Source organism: Serratia rubidaea, from assembly GCF_016026735.1.
GTDB classification, from domain to species: domain Bacteria; phylum Pseudomonadota; class Gammaproteobacteria; order Enterobacterales; family Enterobacteriaceae; genus Serratia_B; species Serratia_B rubidaea.
Genome location: NZ_CP065640.1, coordinates 1,311,876 through 1,332,112 on the forward strand (window position 1 = coordinate 1,311,876; position 20,237 = coordinate 1,332,112).

Annotated in this window: 14 protein-coding genes, 4 tRNA genes, 3 rRNA genes and 1 riboswitch; of the genes, 5 read left to right on the top strand and 16 right to left on the bottom strand. The window is 56.2% G+C overall.

From position 1 onward, the window contains the following. Positions 1-136 precede the first annotated feature (136 nt). The 9 genes from I6G83_RS06060 to btuB all read right to left on the bottom strand — a co-directional run bounded on the left by I6G83_RS06060 (position 137) and on the right by btuB (position 8,708). Positions 137-212 (bottom strand) — tRNA-Trp (locus tag I6G83_RS06060). 51 nt (positions 213-263) lie between these two features. Then, a tRNA-Asp gene (locus I6G83_RS06065) sits at positions 264-340 on the bottom strand. Positions 341-431: 91 nt separating this feature from the next. Beyond that, positions 432-547, bottom strand: a 5S ribosomal RNA gene (gene rrf, locus I6G83_RS06070). A 103-nt stretch (positions 548-650) separates the two neighbouring features. Further along, positions 651-3,556 (bottom strand): 23S ribosomal RNA (locus I6G83_RS06075). A 203-nt stretch (positions 3,557-3,759) separates the two neighbouring features. Next, a tRNA-Ala gene (locus tag I6G83_RS06080) sits at positions 3,760-3,835 on the bottom strand. A 129-nt stretch (positions 3,836-3,964) separates the two neighbouring features. Then, a tRNA-Ile gene (locus I6G83_RS06085) sits at positions 3,965-4,041 on the bottom strand. A gap of 74 nt (positions 4,042-4,115) precedes the next feature. After that, positions 4,116-5,657: ribosomal RNA gene (locus I6G83_RS06090) — 16S ribosomal RNA — on the bottom strand. Together the 16S, 23S and 5S rRNA genes with 4 tRNA genes alongside form the textbook arrangement of a ribosomal RNA operon. 374 nt (positions 5,658-6,031) lie before the next feature. Then, complete coding sequence (gene murI, locus I6G83_RS06095) at positions 6,032-6,895, bottom strand: glutamate racemase (RefSeq protein WP_015962293.1); 864 nt, start codon at positions 6,893-6,895, stop codon at positions 6,032-6,034. Continuing rightward, positions 6,840-8,708 carry a TonB-dependent vitamin B12 receptor BtuB gene (gene btuB / locus I6G83_RS06100; protein ID WP_054306141.1) on the bottom strand — a complete coding sequence of 623 codons (1,869 nt, stop codon included), beginning with the start codon at positions 8,706-8,708 and terminating at the stop codon, positions 6,840-6,842. The genes murI and btuB overlap by 56 nt, the downstream gene beginning before the upstream one ends. Before the next feature lie 67 nt (positions 8,709-8,775). Beyond that, positions 8,776-8,988, bottom strand: a riboswitch (cobalamin riboswitch). A gap of 119 nt (positions 8,989-9,107) precedes the next feature. Here btuB and trmA point away from each other — a divergent pair. Further along, on the top strand, positions 9,108-10,211 hold the full coding sequence (gene trmA, locus I6G83_RS06105) for a tRNA (uridine(54)-C5)-methyltransferase TrmA (RefSeq protein WP_054306142.1): 1,104 nt from the start codon (positions 9,108-9,110) through the stop codon (positions 10,209-10,211). Between the two features lie 45 nt (positions 10,212-10,256). Here the strand turns inward: trmA and I6G83_RS06110 are convergent, their stop codons facing one another. Together I6G83_RS06110 and fabR are read right to left on the bottom strand one after the other, a co-directional pair. After that, positions 10,257-10,631, bottom strand: a complete 375-nt coding sequence (locus tag I6G83_RS06110) for a YijD family membrane protein (protein ID WP_015962296.1) — start codon at positions 10,629-10,631, stop codon at positions 10,257-10,259. A 17-nt stretch (positions 10,632-10,648) separates the two neighbouring features. After that, positions 10,649-11,281, bottom strand: a complete 633-nt coding sequence (gene fabR, locus I6G83_RS06115; RefSeq protein WP_015962297.1) for an HTH-type transcriptional repressor FabR — start codon at positions 11,279-11,281, stop codon at positions 10,649-10,651. A gap of 216 nt (positions 11,282-11,497) precedes the next feature. Between fabR and sthA the strand changes: the two genes are divergently transcribed. Then, on the top strand, positions 11,498-12,895 hold the full coding sequence (sthA, locus tag I6G83_RS06120) for a Si-specific NAD(P)(+) transhydrogenase (RefSeq protein ID WP_015962298.1): 1,398 nt from the start codon (positions 11,498-11,500) through the stop codon (positions 12,893-12,895). On the opposite strand, the gene oxyR is transcribed toward sthA, so the two are convergent. Beyond that, positions 12,878-13,795, bottom strand: coding sequence for a DNA-binding transcriptional regulator OxyR (gene oxyR / locus I6G83_RS06125; protein WP_015962299.1), 918 nt, complete (start codon positions 13,793-13,795; stop codon positions 12,878-12,880). The genes sthA and oxyR overlap by 18 nt on opposite strands. Positions 13,796-13,946: 151 nt before the next feature. Here oxyR and I6G83_RS06130 point away from each other — a divergent pair, with 151 nt between their 5' ends. The 3 genes from I6G83_RS06130 to I6G83_RS06140 all read left to right on the top strand — a co-directional run bounded on the left by I6G83_RS06130 (position 13,947) and on the right by I6G83_RS06140 (position 15,478). After that, the gene (locus I6G83_RS06130; protein ID WP_054306143.1) at positions 13,947-14,678 is read left to right on the top strand and encodes a glutathione peroxidase; all 732 of its coding nucleotides are present in this window, start codon (positions 13,947-13,949) and stop codon (positions 14,676-14,678) included. A gap of 226 nt (positions 14,679-14,904) precedes the next feature. Continuing rightward, the gene (locus I6G83_RS06135; RefSeq protein WP_054306144.1) at positions 14,905-15,165 is read left to right on the top strand and encodes a toxin HicA; all 261 of its coding nucleotides are present in this window, start codon (positions 14,905-14,907) and stop codon (positions 15,163-15,165) included. Beyond that, the gene (locus I6G83_RS06140; RefSeq protein ID WP_015962302.1) at positions 15,152-15,478 is read left to right on the top strand and encodes a type II toxin-antitoxin system HicB family antitoxin; all 327 of its coding nucleotides are present in this window, start codon (positions 15,152-15,154) and stop codon (positions 15,476-15,478) included. Before I6G83_RS06135 ends, I6G83_RS06140 begins: the two co-directional genes overlap by 14 nt. A gap of 61 nt (positions 15,479-15,539) precedes the next feature. On the opposite strand, the gene argH is transcribed toward I6G83_RS06140, so the two are convergent. From argH to argC, 4 genes are all read right to left on the bottom strand, one after another. Continuing rightward, a complete protein-coding gene (gene argH / locus I6G83_RS06145) occupies positions 15,540-16,913 on the bottom strand; it encodes an argininosuccinate lyase (RefSeq protein WP_054306145.1) in 1,374 nt (457 codons plus the stop codon). Positions 16,914-16,998: 85 nt separating this feature from the next. Next, the gene (locus I6G83_RS06150; protein ID WP_054306146.1) at positions 16,999-18,213 is read right to left on the bottom strand and encodes an argininosuccinate synthase; all 1,215 of its coding nucleotides are present in this window, start codon (positions 18,211-18,213) and stop codon (positions 16,999-17,001) included. Between the two features lie 27 nt (positions 18,214-18,240). Continuing rightward, positions 18,241-19,014, bottom strand: a complete 774-nt coding sequence (gene argB / locus I6G83_RS06155) for an acetylglutamate kinase (protein ID WP_015962305.1) — start codon at positions 19,012-19,014, stop codon at positions 18,241-18,243. Between the two features lie 20 nt (positions 19,015-19,034). Continuing rightward, positions 19,035-20,039 (bottom strand): N-acetyl-gamma-glutamyl-phosphate reductase, encoded by a 1,005-nt coding sequence (gene argC, locus I6G83_RS06160; protein WP_015962306.1) that lies wholly within the window; start codon positions 20,037-20,039, stop codon positions 19,035-19,037. Positions 20,040-20,237: the final 198 nt, after the last annotated feature.

Consider the following 20,237-nt stretch of genomic DNA (forward strand, 5'->3'; position numbering starts at 1 on the left):
CATGGGCCTTTTAGGCGGCAATAGAGCCTTTCGCCGATAATAGGCGTATCACCATCGCAGAAAGATTCAACGTGAAAGGAAAATTGGCGGGGCTCAAAAGCAAAAAACCCTTCGCTTGCGCAAAGGGTTTTTAATATGGCAGGGGCGGAGAGACTCGAACTCGCGACACCCGGTTTTGGAGACCGGTGCTCTACCAACTGAGCTACGCCCCTAAATCGTGCTTACCATTATGCCTGCTTATCAGCAGGCATAATCTAAATAAGTGGCGGAACGGACGGGGCTCGAACCCGCGACCCCCTGCGTGACAGGCAGGTATTCTAACCAACTGAACTACCGCTCCACCGATTCTGTTACGTTGCTTTTTACAAAGCAGCAAGGTCTCTTCTCAACCTTGCGATTATCAGACGTCACGCTGATAACGTTTATTTGATGCCTGGCAGTGTCCTACTCTCGCATGGGGAGACCCCACACTACCATCGGCGCTACGGCGTTTCACTTCTGAGTTCGGCATGGGGTCAGGTGGGACCACCGCGCTATTGCCGCCAGGCAAATTCTGTTTCATCCCGACCGCTACTCCGTAGCCATCAGAACCAATCTCGGAACTTCACTGAAAATTCAAACCAATCTCTCTAAAACACCTTCGGTGTTGTAAGGTTAAGCCTCACGGTTCATTAGTACTGGTTAGCTCAATGCATCGCTGCACTTACACACCCAGCCTATCAACGTCTTAGTCTTAAACGTTCCTTCAGGGGACTCGAAGTCCCAGGGAAGACTCATCTTGAGGCAAGTTTCGCGCTTAGATGCTTTCAGCGCTTATCTTTTCCGCACTTAGCTACCGGGCAGTGCCATTGGCATGACAACCCGAACACCAGTGGTGCGTTCACTCCGGTCCTCTCGTACTAGGAGCAACCCCTCTCAATCTTCCAACGCCCACGGCAGATAGGGACCGAACTGTCTCACGACGTTCTAAACCCAGCTCGCGTACCACTTTAAATGGCGAACAGCCATACCCTTGGGACCTACTTCAGCCCCAGGATGTGATGAGCCGACATCGAGGTGCCAAACACCGCCGTCGATATGAACTCTTGGGCGGTATCAGCCTGTTATCCCCGGAGTACCTTTTATCCGTTGAGCGATGGCCCTTCCATTCAGAACCACCGGATCACTAAGACCTGCTTTCGCACCTGCTCGAGCCGTCACTCTCGCAGTCAAGCTAGCTTATGCCTTTGCACTAACCTCACGATGTCCGACCGTGATTAGCTAACCTTCGTGCTCCTCCGTTACTCTTTGGGAGGAGACCGCCCCAGTCAAACTACCCACCAGACACTGTCCTCACCCCGGATCACGGGGCCGAGTTAGAACATCAAACATTAAAGGGTGGTATTTCAAGGATGGCTCCATGCAGACTGGCGTCCACACTTCAAAGCCTCCCACCTATCCTACACATCAAGGCTCAATGTTCAGTGTCAAGCTATAGTAAAGGTTCACGGGGTCTTTCCGTCTTGCCGCGGGTACACTGCATCTTCACAGCGAGTTCAATTTCACTGAGTCTCGGGTGGAGACAGCCTGGCCATCATTACGCCATTCGTGCAGGTCGGAACTTACCCGACAAGGAATTTCGCTACCTTAGGACCGTTATAGTTACGGCCGCCGTTTACCGGGGCTTCGATCAAGAGCTTCTCCTTACGGATAACCCCATCAATTAACCTTCCGGCACCGGGCAGGCGTCACACCGTATACGTCCACTTTCGTGTTTGCACAGTGCTGTGTTTTTATTAAACAGTTGCAGCCAGCTGGTATCTGCGACTGGCTTCAGCTCCATCCGCAAGGGACTTCACCTACGCGCCAGCGTGCCTTCTCCCGAAGTTACGGCACCATTTTGCCTAGTTCCTTCACCCGAGTTCTCTCAAGCGCCTTGGTATTCTCTACCTGACCACCTGTGTCGGTTTGGGGTACGATTTCGTGTTACCTGGAGCTTAGAGGCTTTTCCTGGAAGCTTGGCATCAACTACTTCTGCACCGTAGTGCATCGTCATCACGCCTCAGGGTTAACAAGCGACCGGATTTACCAGGTCACTCCCCCTACACGCTTAAACCGAGACAACCGTCGCTCGGCTAGCCTAGCCTTCTCCGTCCCCCTTCGCAGTAACACCAAGTACAGGAATATTAACCTGTTTCCCATCGACTACGCTTTTCAGCCTCGCCTTAGGGGTCGACTCACCCTGCCCCGATTAACGTTGGACAGGAACCCTTGGTCTTCCGGCGAGCGGGTTTTTCACCCGCTTTATCGTTACTTATGTCAGCATTCGCACTTCTGATACCTCCAGCAACCCTCGCAGGCCACCTTCAACGGCTTACAGAACGCTCCCCTACCCAACAACGCCTAAGCGTCGCTGCCGCAGCTTCGGTGCATGGTTTAGCCCCGTTACATCTTCCGCGCAGGCCGACTCGACCAGTGAGCTATTACGCTTTCTTTAAATGATGGCTGCTTCTAAGCCAACATCCTGGCTGTCTGTGCCTTCCCACATCGTTTCCCACTTAACCATGACTTTGGGACCTTAGCTGGCGGTCTGGGTTGTTTCCCTCTTCACGACGGACGTTAGCACCCGCCGTGTGTCTCCCGTGATAACATTCTTCGGTATTCGGAGTTTGCATCGGTTTGGTAAGCCGGGATGGCCCCCTAGCCGAAACAGTGCTCTACCCCCGAAGATGAGTTCACGAGGCGCTACCTAAATAGCTTTCGGGGAGAACCAGCTATCTCCCGGTTTGATTGGCCTTTCACCCCCAGCCACAAGTCATCCGCTAATTTTTCAACATTAGTCGGTTCGGTCCTCCAGTTAGTGTTACCCAACCTTCAACCTGCCCATGGCTAGATCACCGGGTTTCGGGTCTATACCTTGCAACTAGACGCCCAGTTAAGACTCGGTTTCCCTACGGCTCCCCTATTCGGTTAACCTTGCTACAAAATATAAGTCGCTGACCCATTATACAAAAGGTACGCAGTCACACCCGAAGGTGCTCCCACTGCTTGTACGTACACGGTTTCAGGTTCTATTTCACTCCCCTCGCCGGGGTTCTTTTCGCCTTTCCCTCACGGTACTGGTTCACTATCGGTCAGTCAGGAGTATTTAGCCTTGGAGGATGGTCCCCCCATATTCAGACAGGATAACACGTGTCCCGCCCTACTCATCGAACTCACGACCTGTGCATCTTCGTGTACGGGACTATCACCCTTTACTGTGCGACTTTCCAGACGCTTCCACTGACACACAAGCCGATTCAGGTTCTGGGCTGTTCCCCGTTCGCTCGCCGCTACTGGGGGAATCTCGGTTGATTTCTTTTCCTCGGGGTACTTAGATGTTTCAGTTCCCCCGGTTCGCCTCGTTAAGCTATGTATTCACTTAACGATAGTGTGTCGAAACACACTGGGTTTCCCCATTCGGGTATCGTCGGTTATAACGGTTCATATCACCTTACCGACGCTTTTCGCAGATTAGCACGCCCTTCATCGCCTCTGACTGCCTAGGCATCCACCGTGTACGCTTAGTCACTTAACCTCACAACCCGAAGATGTTTCACTTCGCATTGCAAACATTTGAGAGACTCTATGACAGGCTACTCCTTATCCCAAACTTCTACGGAGGGACAAGTTTCAGCCGTCATGTTTCAATTTTCAGCTTGTTCCAGATTGTTAAAGAGCAAAATACTTCGCAGCATACTGTTGCCAATATACTCTGAAGTATTGATATTCGGACTTATATGGTGGAGCTAAGCGGGATCGAACCGCTGACCTCCTGCGTGCAAGGCAGGCGCTCTCCCAGCTGAGCTATAGCCCCATATAATCGCGTGCAATACCTTTGTTATTACCAACTCGCAAAGAGTTAATTCTTTCTTAGACAAGGTATGCGACCGGGAAGTTTACGTCGGTAAACGACCGGGAGCATAACGCAGCATAAGGAAGAATTTGGTAGGCCTGAGTGGACTTGAACCACCGACCTCACCCTTATCAGGGGTGCGCTCTAACCACCTGAGCTACAAGCCTATAAAGGTATTTCTGCTCGTTACTTTTTCATCAGACAATCTGTGTGGACACTGCACAGTCAGGATATCTTTAGGTAAGGAGGTGATCCAACCGCAGGTTCCCCTACGGTTACCTTGTTACGACTTCACCCCAGTCATGAATCACAAAGTGGTAAGCGCCCTCCCGAAGGTTAAGCTACCTACTTCTTTTGCAACCCACTCCCATGGTGTGACGGGCGGTGTGTACAAGGCCCGGGAACGTATTCACCGTAGCATTCTGATCTACGATTACTAGCGATTCCGACTTCATGGAGTCGAGTTGCAGACTCCAATCCGGACTACGACGTACTTTATGAGGTCCGCTTGCCTTCGCAGGTTCGCTTCTCTTTGTATACGCCATTGTAGCACGTGTGTAGCCCTACTCGTAAGGGCCATGATGACTTGACGTCATCCCCACCTTCCTCCAGTTTATCACTGGCAGTCTCCTTTGAGTTCCCGGCCTAACCGCTGGCAACAAAGGATAAGGGTTGCGCTCGTTGCGGGACTTAACCCAACATTTCACAACACGAGCTGACGACAGCCATGCAGCACCTGTCTCAGAGTTCCCGAAGGCACCAAAGCATCTCTGCTAAGTTCTCTGGATGTCAAGAGTAGGTAAGGTTCTTCGCGTTGCATCGAATTAAACCACATGCTCCACCGCTTGTGCGGGCCCCCGTCAATTCATTTGAGTTTTAACCTTGCGGCCGTACTCCCCAGGCGGTCGATTTAACGCGTTAGCTCCGGAAGCCACGCCTCAAGGGCACAACCTCCAAATCGACATCGTTTACGGCGTGGACTACCAGGGTATCTAATCCTGTTTGCTCCCCACGCTTTCGCACCTGAGCGTCAGTCTTCGTCCAGGGGGCCGCCTTCGCCACCGGTATTCCTCCAGATCTCTACGCATTTCACCGCTACACCTGGAATTCTACCCCCCTCTACGAGACTCTAGCTTGCCAGTTTCAAATGCAGTTCCCAAGTTAAGCTCGGGGATTTCACATCTGACTTAACAAACCGCCTGCGTGCGCTTTACGCCCAGTAATTCCGATTAACGCTTGCACCCTCCGTATTACCGCGGCTGCTGGCACGGAGTTAGCCGGTGCTTCTTCTGCGAGTAACGTCAATTGATGAGCGTATTAAGCTCACCACCTTCCTCCTCGCTGAAAGTGCTTTACAACCCGAAGGCCTTCTTCACACACGCGGCATGGCTGCATCAGGCTTGCGCCCATTGTGCAATATTCCCCACTGCTGCCTCCCGTAGGAGTCTGGACCGTGTCTCAGTTCCAGTGTGGCTGGTCATCCTCTCAGACCAGCTAGGGATCGTCGCCTAGGTGAGCCATTACCCCACCTACTAGCTAATCCCATCTGGGTTCATCCGATGGTGTGAGGCCCGAAGGTCCCCCACTTTGGTCTTGCGACGTTATGCGGTATTAGCCACCGTTTCCAGTGGTTATCCCCCTCCATCGGGCAGATCCCCAGACATTACTCACCCGTCCGCCGCTCGCCGGCGAGGAAGCAAGCTTCCTCCCGCTGCCGCTCGACTTGCATGTGTTAGGCCTGCCGCCAGCGTTCAATCTGAGCCATGATCAAACTCTTCAATTAAAAGCTTGATTCGCTAAGTTAATAGCTGTTGCTCAAAGATTTACTGCATGAATTTTACTTCAGTTAGTCACTCTTCAAGACTTGATATTTTTTTGCATCCGAAGATGCTGGATATCGTCTTGTGAGTGCCCACACAGATTGTCTGATAAATTGTTAAAGAGCATCGCCGGAGATAATTCTCATCGGCGCGGGCTGCGTATACTACGCTTTTCGCCCGGAGAGTCAAGCGTTTATTTCGCTTTCTTCTCGCTGACCCGGCGGCTTGTCAGTCGTTGTTCCCGGTCAGTGGAGGCGCATTATAGGGAGTTCTCAGAACGCCGCAACCCCTAATTTAAAAAAACTTTTCAACCGTCGAACATTTAAACAAAATAGCGTTAAAGCGACAGTTTTTTCAGCGATTTGAGGCCATAACCCTGTAAAACGGGTAATAAAGCATCGGTATCTTCATTTAGCGCCAAACAGTAAGCCAGATTATCATCCTGCGTCGAGACCACATTTTCCTGCGTCGAGATCAGCCAGGCGGTACGACGGGCAATCGCCGCGCCGGAATCCACCAGCCGCGTCCCTGCCGGCAGCACCTGCATCAGCTCTTCTGTTAACAGTGGGAAGTGGGTACAGCCTAACACCACCGTATCCGGCGGCTCGCGCATGCTCAGCCAAGGCTGCAGAATTTTCTTCAGCGCCGGCAGCGGCACCTCTGCGCCATGCAGTTTCGCTTCCGCCAGCTCCACCAGCTCAGATGAGCCCAACAGCTCAATCTGGCAGTCGGTCGCGAAGCGGTCGATCAATTCACGGGTATAGGCGCGCTGTACGGTACCGCGCGTTGCCAGCAGCCCGACGGTGCCATTAACCGTCAGGCGGGCGGCAGGCTTGATAGCAGGCACCACGCCCACCACCGGAAAGTCAAAACGTTCACGTAAGGCGGGTAAAGAAACGGTGCTGGCGGTATTACAGGCAATAATAACAATCGCCAGAGGATGCCGCTGCTGTATGGCGCCGACAATCTCCAGCACGCGTTCGACGATAAATTCCTCGGACTTTTCACCGTAAGGGAACGCCACATTATCGAAAGCGTATATATAGTGGAGATCCGGCAACAGCTGCCGAACCTCCTGATACACCGACAACCCGCCGACGCCGGAATCAAATACCAGCACCGTCGGGCGCGGCGTCGCGGTGGAATTAGAAGGTATAGCTTCCGGTGAGGTAGTACTCTCTCCCTGGAGTAGCGTAGCCATATGCCGTCTCATAATCTTTATCAAACAGGTTGGCAATTCTACCACGAACTGTCAGATGTGATGTGACCGGATACGACACCGCGAGATCCCACAGGCTGACGCCGCCCAGCTTCACGCTGCGCGCCGGGTAACCGCTGTAGTCTTTATCGTAACGCTGCCCCAGATAGTGGTAGGTAACCGCCCAGTCAAGGTCGTACACCTGCCAGTCCAGCTCATACTTCACCTGCTGTTTGGCGCGGCGCGGCAGCAGCTCGTTGGTTTTGGCATTACGCGCATCCACATAGTCATACCCCAACTGATGGGTGAATGGACCAGTGTCAAATGAGGCGGTAGCCTCAACGCCCTTAATCCTTGCCTTGCCGATGTTGTAATAGCGGTAAGTCACCGGGTCGCTGTCAATCAGGTTATCAACGTCATTACGGTAAGCGGACACATGCCAGGTCACCGGCCCGCTCAGCCCCTCAAAGCCGCCTTCCCACTGTTTACTCTCTTCCGGCTTCAGATCGCCGTTGCCATAAAAGTCGCTGTACAACTGCCCCATATTCGGCGCTTTAAACGCGGTGCCGTAGGAGGCGATAAAGCGATAGCCTTCCACAAACTCCCACGCCGCGCTGGTCTGCCAGGTGCCATGCCAGCCAAACTCGGAGTTATCATCGCCGCGTACCGCGGCTTCCAGCGTGAGCGGGCCAAACAGCTGCTGACCGGTCAGGTACAGGCCGGTATTGCGCTGGCTTTTTTCTTCCGTCACCGATGCGGTGTTCGGTTTGATTTTTTGATCCTGCCAGTCGGCGCCGGCGCTCAGCGTGCCTTGCCCTACCTGCAAGGTGTTCCCCCATTGCAGGTTGTATTGCTCCACATCGTCCAACCGCGCCGAGCTGGCATACTGCCCAAGGCGCGGATCGTAATTGTAATCTTTGCTGTGGCTGTAACTGCCGACCAGCTGGCTGGCATAAATGCCCTGCTGATAGCGCACGCCGCTGTCCCAGGTTTGGCTGTACAACTTACGCGTATCCACCAGCGCTGAACCGGGCGAATAGTAGCTGTCATACGCCGTGCGGTTGTCATAGCCATAGCCGCGGAAGAAGCCGCTGACCTGTTCATTGAACTGGTGCTGAACCGACCCATACAGCGACTTGCTCATAAAGCCATCGCGGTCCTGCTGGCTCTGCATGCCGGTGCTGCCGTAGGCAACCACGTCATACCCTTTGGTATAGGTATAGTTGCCGGCCAGGGTGGCGACGGTGTTATCCCCCAGCGGCTGCTGAGTCGCGGCGTCATAGGCCTGATAGCCATTGGAGCCAAGGCCGGCGGACAGCGTGGTGCCGTTCTTGTCACGGGTGGTGATAATGTTGACCACGCCGCCGATGGCGTCAGAGCCATACACCGCCGAACGCGGGCCGCGGATATATTCCACTTTCTGCACCAGCGAGAGGGGAATTTGGCTCAGGTCGGAAGAGCCGCTGACGCCGGCCTGATTCAGGCGAATGCCGTCGATCAGCAGCAGGACGTGGCTGGAGTTGGTGCCGCGAATAAACAGCGAGCTGTTCTGCCCCATACCGCCGTTTTGCGCCACGTCGACTCCCGGCAGGCGACGCATCACGTCGGTCAGACTTTTCGCCTGCCAGCGCTCGATATCATTGCGGGTCACCACCGACGTCGGCGCCAGTACGGAAGAAACAGGTTGCGAAAAACGGTTGGCCGAGACCACCAGGTTATCGCCGTTGTTGTTGATTGCTGCGCTGTCCTGCGCCCAGACGGAAAAGGCCGTGGCAGAGGAAGCCACCGCCAACAGCGTATTTTTTATCGTTATCATGAGAAAAGCATCCAAACTTAATTGGCGGATGCCGCAGATCCCCGGCCGAAATTCGCGCGAACAGGGGCATTGCGACGTAATACCGGCAGGTCTTCGGGCTTGGGATTTGCCGGCGGCAGAGAGCCGCCGACACCGGGCGATGACTTCCCGTCCTGCAGTGGACAGTGTCTGCGTGGTTACGCTATCGCCGTGACTTCCCCATACCGCTGCGCGTCAGCTCCGGATTCCCACCGGATTCCCTTTTCACTCGCTGCTTGAGGCCGGACGGCAATGCTACGATCAATGCAAATGGATGTCTAGACTGCCAATTCAGGCGGCAACATGGCGACGGACAAAACTGGACTTCACGGCCCAATTCCCTACAATCCCCGCTGATCCAATTTGACTGACGAGAAGACCATGACCCCCGAGAATTTGCCGATTGAACGCTACGACGAGCAGCTGGCGGAAAAAACCAGCCGCCTGAACACCATGATGTCGCCGTTCGGGGCGCCCGAGCCGGAAGTGTACCGCTCGCCAGTCCAGCACTACCGCATGCGCGCCGAGTTCCGCATCTGGCATGATGAAGACGAGATGTACCACATCATGTTCGATCAGCAGACCAAACAGCGCATCCGCGTCGATCGTTTCCCGGCCGCCAGTGAACTGATTAACCGTCTGATGCAGGCGCTGATCGCCGCCATCAAACCGCAACCTATCCTGCGGCGTAAACTGTTCCAGATTGACTATCTCTCCACGCAAAGCGGCAAAATCATCGCGTCGCTGCTGTATCACCGCAAACTGGACGACGAGTGGCGGCAGCATGCGGAACAGCTGCGCGACGCGCTGCGCGCGCAAGGTTTCGACCTGCACCTGATCGGCCGCGCGTCAAAAATGAAAATCATGCTGGATCAGGATTACGTCGATGAAGTGCTGCCGGTCGCCGGCCGCGACATGATTTACCGCCAGGTGGAAAACAGCTTCACCCAGCCTAACGCGGCGATGAACGTACAAATGCTGGAGTGGGCGCTGGACGTTACCGCCGGCGCCAAAGGCGATCTGCTGGAGCTGTACTGCGGTAACGGCAACTTCTCGCTGGCGCTGGCGCGCAACTTTGAACGCGTGCTGGCCACCGAAATCGCCAAGCCTTCAGTGGCGGCGGCGCAATACAATATCGCCGCCAATCAGATCGATAACGTGCAAATTATTCGGATGTCGGCGGAAGAGTTTACCCAGGCGATGAACGGCGTGCGCAGCTTCAACCGTCTGCAGGGCATTGAACTGGGTGACTATAACTGTGAGACGATTTTTGTCGATCCGCCGCGCAGCGGGCTGGATGATGAGACGGTGAAGATGGTGCAGGCCTACCCGCGCATTCTGTATATTTCCTGCAATCCGGAAACGCTGTGCGCCAATCTGGCAACCTTGCAGGAGACGCATCAGGTCACGCGTCTGGCGCTGTTCGATCAGTTCCCGTACACCCACCATATGGAGTGCGGCGTCCTGCTGGAAAAACGCGCCTAACCGTGATGATGCCGGGCGCTCAGCAGCGTCCGGCATCAGCCGCACTTACGACTGCGGGCCGTTCTCAACGCTGACCGCTTTACGCGCCTTCAGCTTCACGCCCAGCCACAGCACCAGCGCTACGCACAGAATCGACGGCAGGAAGTTGGAGCCGATCTGCGGATATTCCGCACGCACAATGGCGCTATACAGCAGCAGCCCCAGCAAAAAGCAGCCCGCCGCCAGTTTTGGCATGCCGTCCGGCATCGGATGGTTAAGATAACGCTGGTGCAGGCAGTACACCGCCAGCACCAAAGCAATCAGCGGGAAGACCGAAAACGGCACGACCGAGCTGAACAGTGCGGCAAAAGAACCGTTAACAGAAAGGCCGGCAACCAATGCCAGCAGTAAGGTGCCATTCTCACGGCCTGGTTTTTCCATTACTTTTCACCTTCTTTTTATACGTGGGACACAGACGTTTTTTCTTGCTCACGGCGATACCAGTAGTAAGCGCCTTTGGAGATCATGCGTAATTGCAGCACCAGCCGCTCTTCCAGCTGGCAGCGCTGCTCAATATCAATATCCAGCGCTTCGGCGCCGGCGCTGAACACGATCGTTACCATTGCCTCGGCCTGCGCTTCGGTAAAGCTGCGCGGCATATGGTTTTCCAATTCGAGGTAATCCGCCAGTTCAGCAATAAAATGCTGGATTTCACGCGCCACCGCGGCGCGAAATGCCGCAGACGTGCCGGAGCGTTCGCGCAGCAGCAGACGAAACGCATTGGGGTTATTGCCGATAAACTCCATAAAGGTGGAGACCGACGTGCGGATTACGCTGCCGCCCTTGGCGATGCGCTGGCGCGCCTGCCGCATCAGCTGGCGCAGCATCAGGCCGCTTTCATCGACCATTGTCAGCCCCAGCTCATCCACATCGCGGAAGTGACGATAAAACGAGGTCGGCGCAATCCCCGCCTCGCGAGAAACCTCTCGCAGGCTCAGGCTGGCGAAACTGCGTTCGGCGCTGAGTTGGCTAAACGCCGCCTCAATCAGGGAACGACGCGTCCTTTCTTTCTGTTGTGCTCTGACGCCCATATGCATATCCAGATAACTTCCATTCTCTCAGTCTAACGCCGTAAGGCTGGCAATATAGCAAATTTTATTGCAACAGCATTTATACAAACGCGCCCAGCGGCCATGATACCGGCTCTCTGTCGCACTTTGCCTCAAAAAGCCTAATGGTGATTGGGTGAGCGGCGCTATGATGTTAAGATACCGTTGTAATTTTGTATAAGAATAGGTCCCTCCTACATGCAACAGCACTATCAATTTGACGCCATAATTATTGGCTCGGGCCCTGGCGGCGAAGGTGCCGCGATGGGATTGGTGAAACAAGGCGCCCGCGTGGCCGTTATCGAACGGTTCAATAACGTCGGCGGTGGCTGCACCCATTGGGGCACCATCCCGTCGAAAGCCCTCCGCCACGCCGTCAGCCGCATTATCGAATTTAACCAAAACCCGCTCTACAATAACTCCCGCACGCTCAGCGCCACTTTCCCTGACATCCTCCGCCACGCCGACAACGTGATTAATCAGCAAACGCGTATGCGTCAGGGGTTCTATGAGCGCAACCAGTGCAAACTGTTTGCCGGCGACGCCCGCTTTATCGACGCCAACACCGTCAGCGTCACTTACCCGGACGGCACGCAGGACACGGTCAGCGCGGCGCATATCGTCATCGCCTGCGGCTCACGCCCTTATCATCCGGCCGGCGTCGACTTTAACCATTCACGCATTTATGACAGCGACTCCATCCTGGAGCTGAACCATGAACCGCGCCACATCATTATTTATGGCGCCGGGGTGATTGGTTGCGAATACGCCTCGATCTTCCGCGGCCTGAACGTCAAGGTCGATCTGATCAACACCCGCGATCGGCTGCTGGCGTTCCTCGATCAGGAAATGTCGGACTCCCTCTCCTACCACTTCTGGAACAATGGCGTGGTGATCCGTCATAACGAAGAGTACGAGAAAATCGAAGGGGTGGATAACGGGGTTATCGTGCACCTGAAATCCGGCAAGAAAGTGAAAGCGGACTGCCTGCTGTACGCCAACGGCCGTACCGGCAACACCGATTCGCTGGCGCTGGAGAATATCGGCCTGGAATCAGACAGCCGCGGGCTGCTGAAGGTCAACAGCATGTACCAGACTGCGGTGCCGCATATCTACGCCGTGGGTGACGTCATCGGCTATCCGAGTCTGGCCTCCGCCGCGTACGACCAGGGCCGCATCGCCGCGCAGGCGATCTCCAGCGGTGAAGTGGGCGGACACCTGATTGACGATATCCCGACCGGGATTTATACCATTCCGGAAATCAGCTCCGTCGGCAAAACCGAGCAGGAGCTGACGGCGATGAAAGTGCCGTATGAAGTGGGCCGCGCCCAGTTCAAACACCTGGCGCGGGCGCAAATCGCTGGCATGAACGTCGGCAGCCTGAAGATCCTGTTCCACCGTGAAACGCTGGAGATCCTGGGGATCCACTGCTTTGGCGAGCGCGCCGCCGAGATCATTCACATCGGTCAGGCAATCATGGAACAGAAGAATGGAGGTAATACCATCGAGTATTTCGTTAATACTACCTTCAACTATCCGACCATGGCCGAAGCCTTCCGGGTGGCGGCGCTCAACGGCTTAAACCGCCTGTTTTAACGTCGAGCCGATGTAACCCTGCATATGCTCGCGAATCGCCTCGGCCAGCTGCTCGTAACGACTGCGCAGCGGGGAGCCGGGGCGATACACCAGCGCAATGGTGCGTTTCGGCTCCGGTTTATAGCAATCCAGATAGCACACGCCGTCACGCTCGCGTTCCGACGGCACCGCCAGTGAAGGCAGCAGCGTAATCCCGCTGCCGGCGGCCACCATGTTGCGCAGAGTCTCCAGACTGGTGGCGCGGAAATGGGTGTCCTCATCCGCACCGGCCTGGAAGCAGAAGCCCATCGCCTGATCGCGCAGGCAGTGGCCGTCTTCCAGCATCAGCAGCTTTTCCCCTGACAGATCCGGCATCGCAACGCGTTCGCGCTGCGCCCACGGGTGGTCGGAATAGACCGCCAGCTTCATCGGTTCGTCAAACAGCGGCACTTCAATAAAGGCTTCGGTCTCTTTCACCAGCGCCAGAATCGCGCAGTCCAGCTTGCCGCTGTCGAGCTGAGCCAACAGCTGCTGGGTTTGCGCTTCGTGCAGATACATTTCCAGCTTCGGGAAGGACTTATGCAGCGTCGGGATAATCTGCGGCAGCAGGTAAGGCCCCACCGTCGGAATCAAACCGATATGCAGCGGCCCGGACATGGTTTCCCCCTGCTGGCTGGCCATCTCCTTTAACACCTTGACTTCACGCAGTACGGTGCGCGCCTGTTCCACCAGCAGCAGACCTGCCTGAGTAAACAGCACCTTGCGGCTGGTGCGTTCGAGCAGCATCACGCCCAGTTCATCTTCCAGTTTACGGATCTGGCCGCTAAGCGTGGGCTGGCTGACATGGCATGAATCGGCAGCGCGCCGGAAGTGGCGGTGCTCGGCCAAGGCGACCAGGTACTCTAAATCACGAATATTCATTGTTTCCCTCCATGCCACGATAGACCGTGGCGATAGATAAGATAGCAATGAGTGATTAGAACTATCAAGCCCCAGCGTGAATAATGTTCATCAACGAAGCGACGTCACGTCAGCCGAAAAAAATTATTTTATCTTATTAAGGGGTTATTCTATGTTTACCAGCCAAGAAGGCAAAAAAGTCCCTCAGGTTACGTTCCACACCCGCCAAGGCGACCAGTGGATGGATATCACCACCAATGACCTGTTTAAAGATAAGACCGTGGTGGTGTTTTCCCTGCCGGGCGCCTTTACCCCGACCTGCTCCTCCAGCCACCTGCCGCGTTACAACGAGCTGTTCAGCGTATTTAAACAGCACGGCGTCGACAGCATCCTGTGCGTTTCCGTTAACGATACCTTCGTAATGAACGCCTGGAAGGCAGACCAGCACGCCGAAAATATTACCTTCGTTCCGGACGGCAACGGCGAATTCACCAAAGGCATGAATATGCTGGTTGAGAAAGCCGAGCTCGGCTTCGGCCCCCGTTCATGGCGCTACTCCATGCTGGTACGCAACGGCGTGGTCGAAAAGATGTTTGTGGAACCCAACAAACCGGGCGACCCGTTTGAAGTGTCTGATGCCGACACCATGCTGAAATATCTGGCGCCGGAATTTAAAGTGCAGGAGTCCATTTCCGTATTCACCAAACCGGGCTGTCCGTTCTGCGCCAAAGCCAAACAGATGCTGCAAGAGCGCGGCATGCAGTATGAAGAGATCGTGCTGGGCCAGGATGCGACCACCGTCAGCCTGCGCGCCGTCAGCGGCCGCGCCACCGTGCCGCAGGTATTTATCGGCGGCCGTCATATCGGCGGCAGCGACGACCTGGAAAAATTCCTGTCAGTCTGATTAACGAGTAACAACAAACTCCTGTAAGCATTTGGCGGGCCTGATGAAACGGCCCGCCTTTTTTATCCTGCCGAAAATAAATCCCCACCAGACAGACCTGCCCGTTTTTTGCGTCACCCATTCCAGCTTCACCTTCTTTTGGTTGCCCTCGCTGCGCTTTCCCGGCATTTTCATGCCACAAACATTGAATTGATACCAATAGTGATACTAAAATGGAGTTGTCGTGATGAAAGAGATCACGGAAGATATCGCCGTGCTGCAGCAGCGCATCGCCAGCATCAAATTCAACGAGCTGGTCAGGATCTGCGATCGCTGGTTCGGCAACCCCCGCATCAACGGCGGCAGTCATCGGGTTTACGCCATGCCCTGGCCCGGCGATCCCAGAGTGAATATTCAACGGGGCCGGAGCAACACGGCAAAAGCTTATCAGGTGAAGCAGGTTATTGATGCCTTGATCAGACTGGAGGGACAACATGGATCAGCTTGAACATTACACTTATCGCATTACCTGGTCGGCAGAAGACCAGGAATTTGTCGGGCTGTGCACCGAATTTCCCTCCTTGTCCTGGCTGGCGCCGAGACGCAGTGCCGCGTTGGCCGGCATCGAACAGCTGGTGCATAACGTGGTGGCGGAAATGCTCGCCAACGGGGAAACGCCGCCGGAAGCGCTTGCGGAAAAGCAGTTTAGCGGCCGCCTGGTGCTACGCCTGCCCCCCGAACAACACCGCCGTCTGGCGATGAACGCCATGGAGGACGGCGTCAGCCTGAACCGTTATCTGTGCTCGCGCCTTACCGGCTGAGACAAAAACAAAAGGCGCAGCATTACGCCGCGCCTTTAACGCTGTTCATCGGCCTTTGCCGTTATGCCAGCCGCTGTTTGGCGGCGGCAATGGCGCTGGCAACCTGCTGCGGCGATACGCCGCCTTTGGCCGCGCGCTTGTCGAGGCAGGACTGCAGCGATAGCACCGGATAGACATCATCGCCAATCACGCTGCTGAACTGCTGCAAATCGGCCAGCGGCAAAGCTTCCAGCGCCTTGCCCTGACGAATGGCTTCAACCACCGCTTCACCGACGATATGGTGCGCCTCACGGAAAGGCACGCCCTTGGCGACCAGATAGTCCGCCAGCTCGGTGGCGTTGGCATAGCCCTGCTCCGCCGCCTCCTGGCAGCGCGGACGCTTCACCTGAATACCGTCCAGCACCAGCGCCGCCATCTGCAGGCAGTCCATCCAGGTATCGAGCGCGTCGAACAGCCCTTCCTTGTCTTCCTGCATGTCTTTGTTATACGCCAGCGGCAGGCCTTTTAACGTCATCATCATGCCGGTCAGTGCGCCCTGCACGCGGCCGCATTTACCGCGGATCAGTTCCAGCGCGTCCGGGTTTTTCTTCTGCGGCATCAGCGACGAACCGGAGGTGACACGGTCGGAAAGCTCAATAAAGTCCGCCTCGCCGCTGTTAAAGAAGATCAGGTCTTCAGCAAAGCGCGACAGGTGCACCATGCTGATAGAGGCGTTGGACAGCAGCTCCAGCACGTGGTCGCGGTCGGAAACGCTGTCCAGGCTGTTGCGGGTGGCGGAAGCAAACCCCAACCAGCCGGCCAGCTGTTCGCGGTCGATAGGATAGGCGGTGCCCGCCAGCGCGCCGCAGCCCAGCGGGCTGACGTCCAGCCGCTGCAGCGTATCCTGCAGACGACTTTCGTCACGGGCCAGCATTTCTACATACGCCAGGCACCAGTGAGCAAAGGTCACCGGCTGCGCACGCTGCAGGTGGGTATACCCCGGCATCACCGCGTCCTGGTTAGCTTCGGCAGTTTCCACCAGCGCCTGCTGCAGCTGCACGATCGCCGTCAGCAGATCGCTGACCTGCTGTTTGCACCACAGCTTAAGATCGGTCGCCACCTGATCGTTACGGCTGCGCCCGGTGTGCAGCTTTTTGCCCAGATCGCCGACCTTCTCGATCAGCTTCTGCTCCACCCAGCTGTGGATATCTTCCGCATCGCTCTGCACGATCGCCAGCGGATCCGCCTGCACTTCCGTCAACAGGGCATTCAGCGCCTGCTCCAGCTGCTGCTGCTCCTGCGCCGTCAATACGTTGACGGTCGCCAGCGCTTTCGACCAGGCGACGGAGCCGACAATGTCCTGCTCCGCCAGGCGATAGTCGAAACGCAGTGAGTCGTTTAAGTGTTTGAACCGCTGATCCGCCGCCTGACTGAACCGCCCGCCCCAAAGTGCCATAATCTGCTCCTGAATTTTTTATACATTCGCTCAGAACATCAGGGGCGCAGCATGCTGCGCCCCGAAATACTCACAACCGCCAACCTTACTTCTGTTCGTTCAACGCACGGATACGTGAAGACAGAGAGAACAGGCGGATAAAGCCGCCGGCGTGGCTGTGGTCGTAAACTTCGTCTTCACCGAAGGTGGCGAATTCTTCTGAATACAGGCTGTTGGCCGATTTTTTCTGAATCGCCGTCACCTGGCCTTTATACAGCTGCAGCACCACTTCACCGTTCACCTCTTCCGCCAGCGCTTCAGCAGAAGCCTGAATCGAGCGACGCAGCGGCGCAAACCAGCGGCCATCGTAAACCACGTAGGACATTTCCAGACCTAACTGCTCACGCCATTTGAAGCTGTCGCGGTCCAGCACCAGCTGCTCAACGCCGCGCAGCGCCGCAACCATGATGGTGCCTCCCGGCGTTTCATAGCAGCCGCGGGATTTGATGCCGACCAGACGGTTTTCGACGATATCGATCCGCCCCACGCCGTGCTTGGCGCCCAGTACGTTCAGTTTTTCCAGGCACTGGTACGGCGTCAGCGTTTCGCCGTTTACCGCCACCACCCGGCCTTTTTCAACGCTGATGGTAACCTGCTCCGGCTGATCCGGTGCTTCCAGCGGGTCGACGGTCCAGACCCAGCAATCTTTGTTCGGCGCATTCCACGGGCTTTCCAGCACGCCGCCTTCGGTGGAGATATGCCAGGCGTTTTCATCACGGCTGTAGATTTTCTCCAGTGACGCGGTCGTCGGGATATTGCGTTCTTTCAGGTAATCCAACAGCGCTTCACGGGAACGCAGGTTCCACTCACGCCAAGGCGCCACCACTTTCAGCTGCGGCGCCAGCGCGGTGTAGGTGGTTTCGAAACGCACCTGATCGTTGCCTTTACCGGTTGCACCGTGGCACAGCGCGTCTGCGCCGACCTTCAGCGCCAGCTCAACCTGCGCTTTGGCGATAATCGGACGCGCCATCGAGGTGCCGAGCAGATAGGTGCCTTCATACAGCGCGCCGGTCTGCAGCACCGGATAGACGTAATCGCGGATGAACTCTTCACGCAGGTCGACAACGTGGCACTCGGAGGCGCCGGACTGCAGCGCCTTTTTCTCCACCCCTTCCAGATCGCTGCGGTCCTGGCCGATATCCGCCACGAACGCCACCACTTCACAGCCGCCGTAGTTCTCTTTCAGCCATGGAATGATGGCAGAGGTATCCAGGCCGCCGGAGTAAGCCAGCACGATTTTTTTGATATTTTGGTTTTGCATTGTCTTATTCCTATTTCAATTCTGAAGTTAAGCAAGAATCCGGGTGCCGATTGACTCACCGTTGAACAGCGCCGGTAATTTTTCTGCGTTGCGCCAGCTGGCGATATCGACCGGGCGGCCAAGGGTGCGGGCAGCGTCCAACGCCGCGTTAACCTTCACCACCATACCATCGGTAATGATACCCTGTTCGATAAGCTGCTCCGCTTTTTGCGCCGTCATTTCGGCAATACGCTGGCCCTTGCCGTCCAGAATGCCGCTGACGTCCGACAGCAGGATCAGGTCGGCGCCCAGCGTGGCGGCCAGCGCCGTCGCGGCCTGGTCGGCATTGACATTCATCAGCTCGCCGCCGGCGGTAATGCCGATGGAGCTGACCACCGGCAGATAGCCCGCGCCCAGCAGAGTCTGCAGCAGCGCCGGCGACCCCGGCTGCGCGTTGCCCACGTGGCCCAGCTCCGGATCGAGCTGCGTAACCGTCACGCTGTTGCCGTCGGCCAGGCTCAGGCCGACCGCATTGATTTGGTGCTTCACCGCCCATGCCAGCAGGGTTTTATTGGCCGTGCCCGCCAGCGCGCCGGTAATAATGTCGATCTGTTCGGCAGGCGTGACCCGCAGGCCGTTTTTCTTCACCACCGGCAGAGACAGCTGCTTCATCAGCTCATCCACTACGCAGCCGCCGCCGTGTACGATCACCAGCGGACGCTGATACTGGGCGCGATAGCTGTCCAGCGCGGTAAACAGACGCTCCAGCGCTTCTTCACTGTCTAATAACACGCCACCTAACTTGATAATTAACGGATTCATCGTTATTTACTCACGCGGACTTAAAGTAATGATTGGGTTTCAGGGAACCCAAAGCGAATATTCAGGCACTGCACCGCCTGAGCGGCCGCACCTTTTAACAGATTATCTTCCACCGCCACGGCGATCAGATGTTCGCCCTGCACGGCAAAGCCGATATCGCAGAACGGCAGCCCCACCACCGACTTCAGCGCCGGCACGCCTTGCTCATACAGCCGCACCAGCGGCTTGTCGTCATAGGCGGCATGATAGGCGGCGGCGATATCCGCAGCGCTCACGCCGGGCTGCAGCCGGCAGGTGATGGTTTCCAGAATGCCGCGCGGGAAGTTGCCCAAATGCGGGGTGAAGATCACCGGCGTACCGAGGTGCGCGGCGATCTCCGGCTGATGCCGGTGGGTGAAAATCCCATACGGCTGCAGGCTCACCTCGCAAAAACTGGTGGTGACGCTGGCCTTGCGCCCGGCGCCGCTGACGCCGCTGGTGGCGTTAATCACCGGCCACTGCGACAAATTCAGCAACTGGCCGTCGATCAGCGGCTTCAGCGCCAGCTGGGCGGCGGTCGGATAGCAGCCCGGCACTGCGATCAGCTGCGCAGTTTTGACTTTGTCGCTCTGCCACTCGGCCAGGCCGTACGCCGCCTGTTCCAGCCAGTCGGCATGCTGATGCTCAAAGCCGTAATACTGCGGATAGAACGCCGCATCCTGCACCCGGAAGGCGCCGGACAGGTCAAACACCACGCAGCCGGCGGCCAGAAATAGCGGCGCAATGTCATGGCTGACTTCATGGGCGGTGGCGAGGAACACCACATCGACGCCCTGCGCCGCCTGCGCCACGTCCGTCAGCGGCTGCAGCGGTAAATCGACGATACCTTTCAACTGCGGATGCAGGTCGGAAAGCAATTTTCCTGCATCTGCACTTTGCGCTGAAACCGCTAAAGCGGTTATGTTCATATGTGGGTGACGATTCAGGTAAGCCGTGAGCTCCGCTCCGGCATAGCCGCTGGCACCAACGATCAGCGTATTCAACATGTGGCCTTTCACCTTCTAAACTTGCCAAGTGGTCGCTTGCGACCCCGGTAACAGGGTTCGACCGCGTTGTTGCGTCGTTCACCCACGTGGTTGAGCGTTGATGTTTTTATAAACATCCGGTCCTCGGGTTCCGTTACGCTTTAGTTTACTGTATTTTTATTCAAAATAAATGCATGAATATTGATACTACCCTAACCA

Coding starts and splice junctions, on each gene's coding strand:
- sthA (WP_015962298.1), top strand. CDS start 11,498: ATGCAACAGCACTATCAATTTGACGCCATAATTATTGGCTCGGGCCCT.
- I6G83_RS06150 (WP_054306146.1), bottom strand. CDS start 18,213: ATGCAAAACCAAAATATCAAAAAAATCGTGCTGGCTTACTCCGGCGGC.
- I6G83_RS06130 (WP_054306143.1), top strand. CDS start 13,947: ATGTTTACCAGCCAAGAAGGCAAAAAAGTCCCTCAGGTTACGTTCCAC.
- oxyR (WP_015962299.1), bottom strand. CDS start 13,795: ATGAATATTCGTGATTTAGAGTACCTGGTCGCCTTGGCCGAGCACCGC.
- I6G83_RS06110 (WP_015962296.1), bottom strand. CDS start 10,631: ATGGAAAAACCAGGCCGTGAGAATGGCACCTTACTGCTGGCATTGGTT.
- argH (WP_054306145.1), bottom strand. CDS start 16,913: ATGGCACTTTGGGGCGGGCGGTTCAGTCAGGCGGCGGATCAGCGGTTC.
- argC (WP_015962306.1), bottom strand. CDS start 20,039: ATGTTGAATACGCTGATCGTTGGTGCCAGCGGCTATGCCGGAGCGGAG.
- trmA (WP_054306142.1), top strand. CDS start 9,108: ATGACCCCCGAGAATTTGCCGATTGAACGCTACGACGAGCAGCTGGCG.
- I6G83_RS06140 (WP_015962302.1), top strand. CDS start 15,152: ATGGATCAGCTTGAACATTACACTTATCGCATTACCTGGTCGGCAGAA.
- btuB (WP_054306141.1), bottom strand. CDS start 8,708: ATGATAACGATAAAAAATACGCTGTTGGCGGTGGCTTCCTCTGCCACG.
- murI (WP_015962293.1), bottom strand. CDS start 6,895: ATGGCTACGCTACTCCAGGGAGAGAGTACTACCTCACCGGAAGCTATA.
- argB (WP_015962305.1), bottom strand. CDS start 19,014: ATGAATCCGTTAATTATCAAGTTAGGTGGCGTGTTATTAGACAGTGAA.
- I6G83_RS06135 (WP_054306144.1), top strand. CDS start 14,905: ATGAAAGAGATCACGGAAGATATCGCCGTGCTGCAGCAGCGCATCGCC.
- fabR (WP_015962297.1), bottom strand. CDS start 11,281: ATGGGCGTCAGAGCACAACAGAAAGAAAGGACGCGTCGTTCCCTGATT.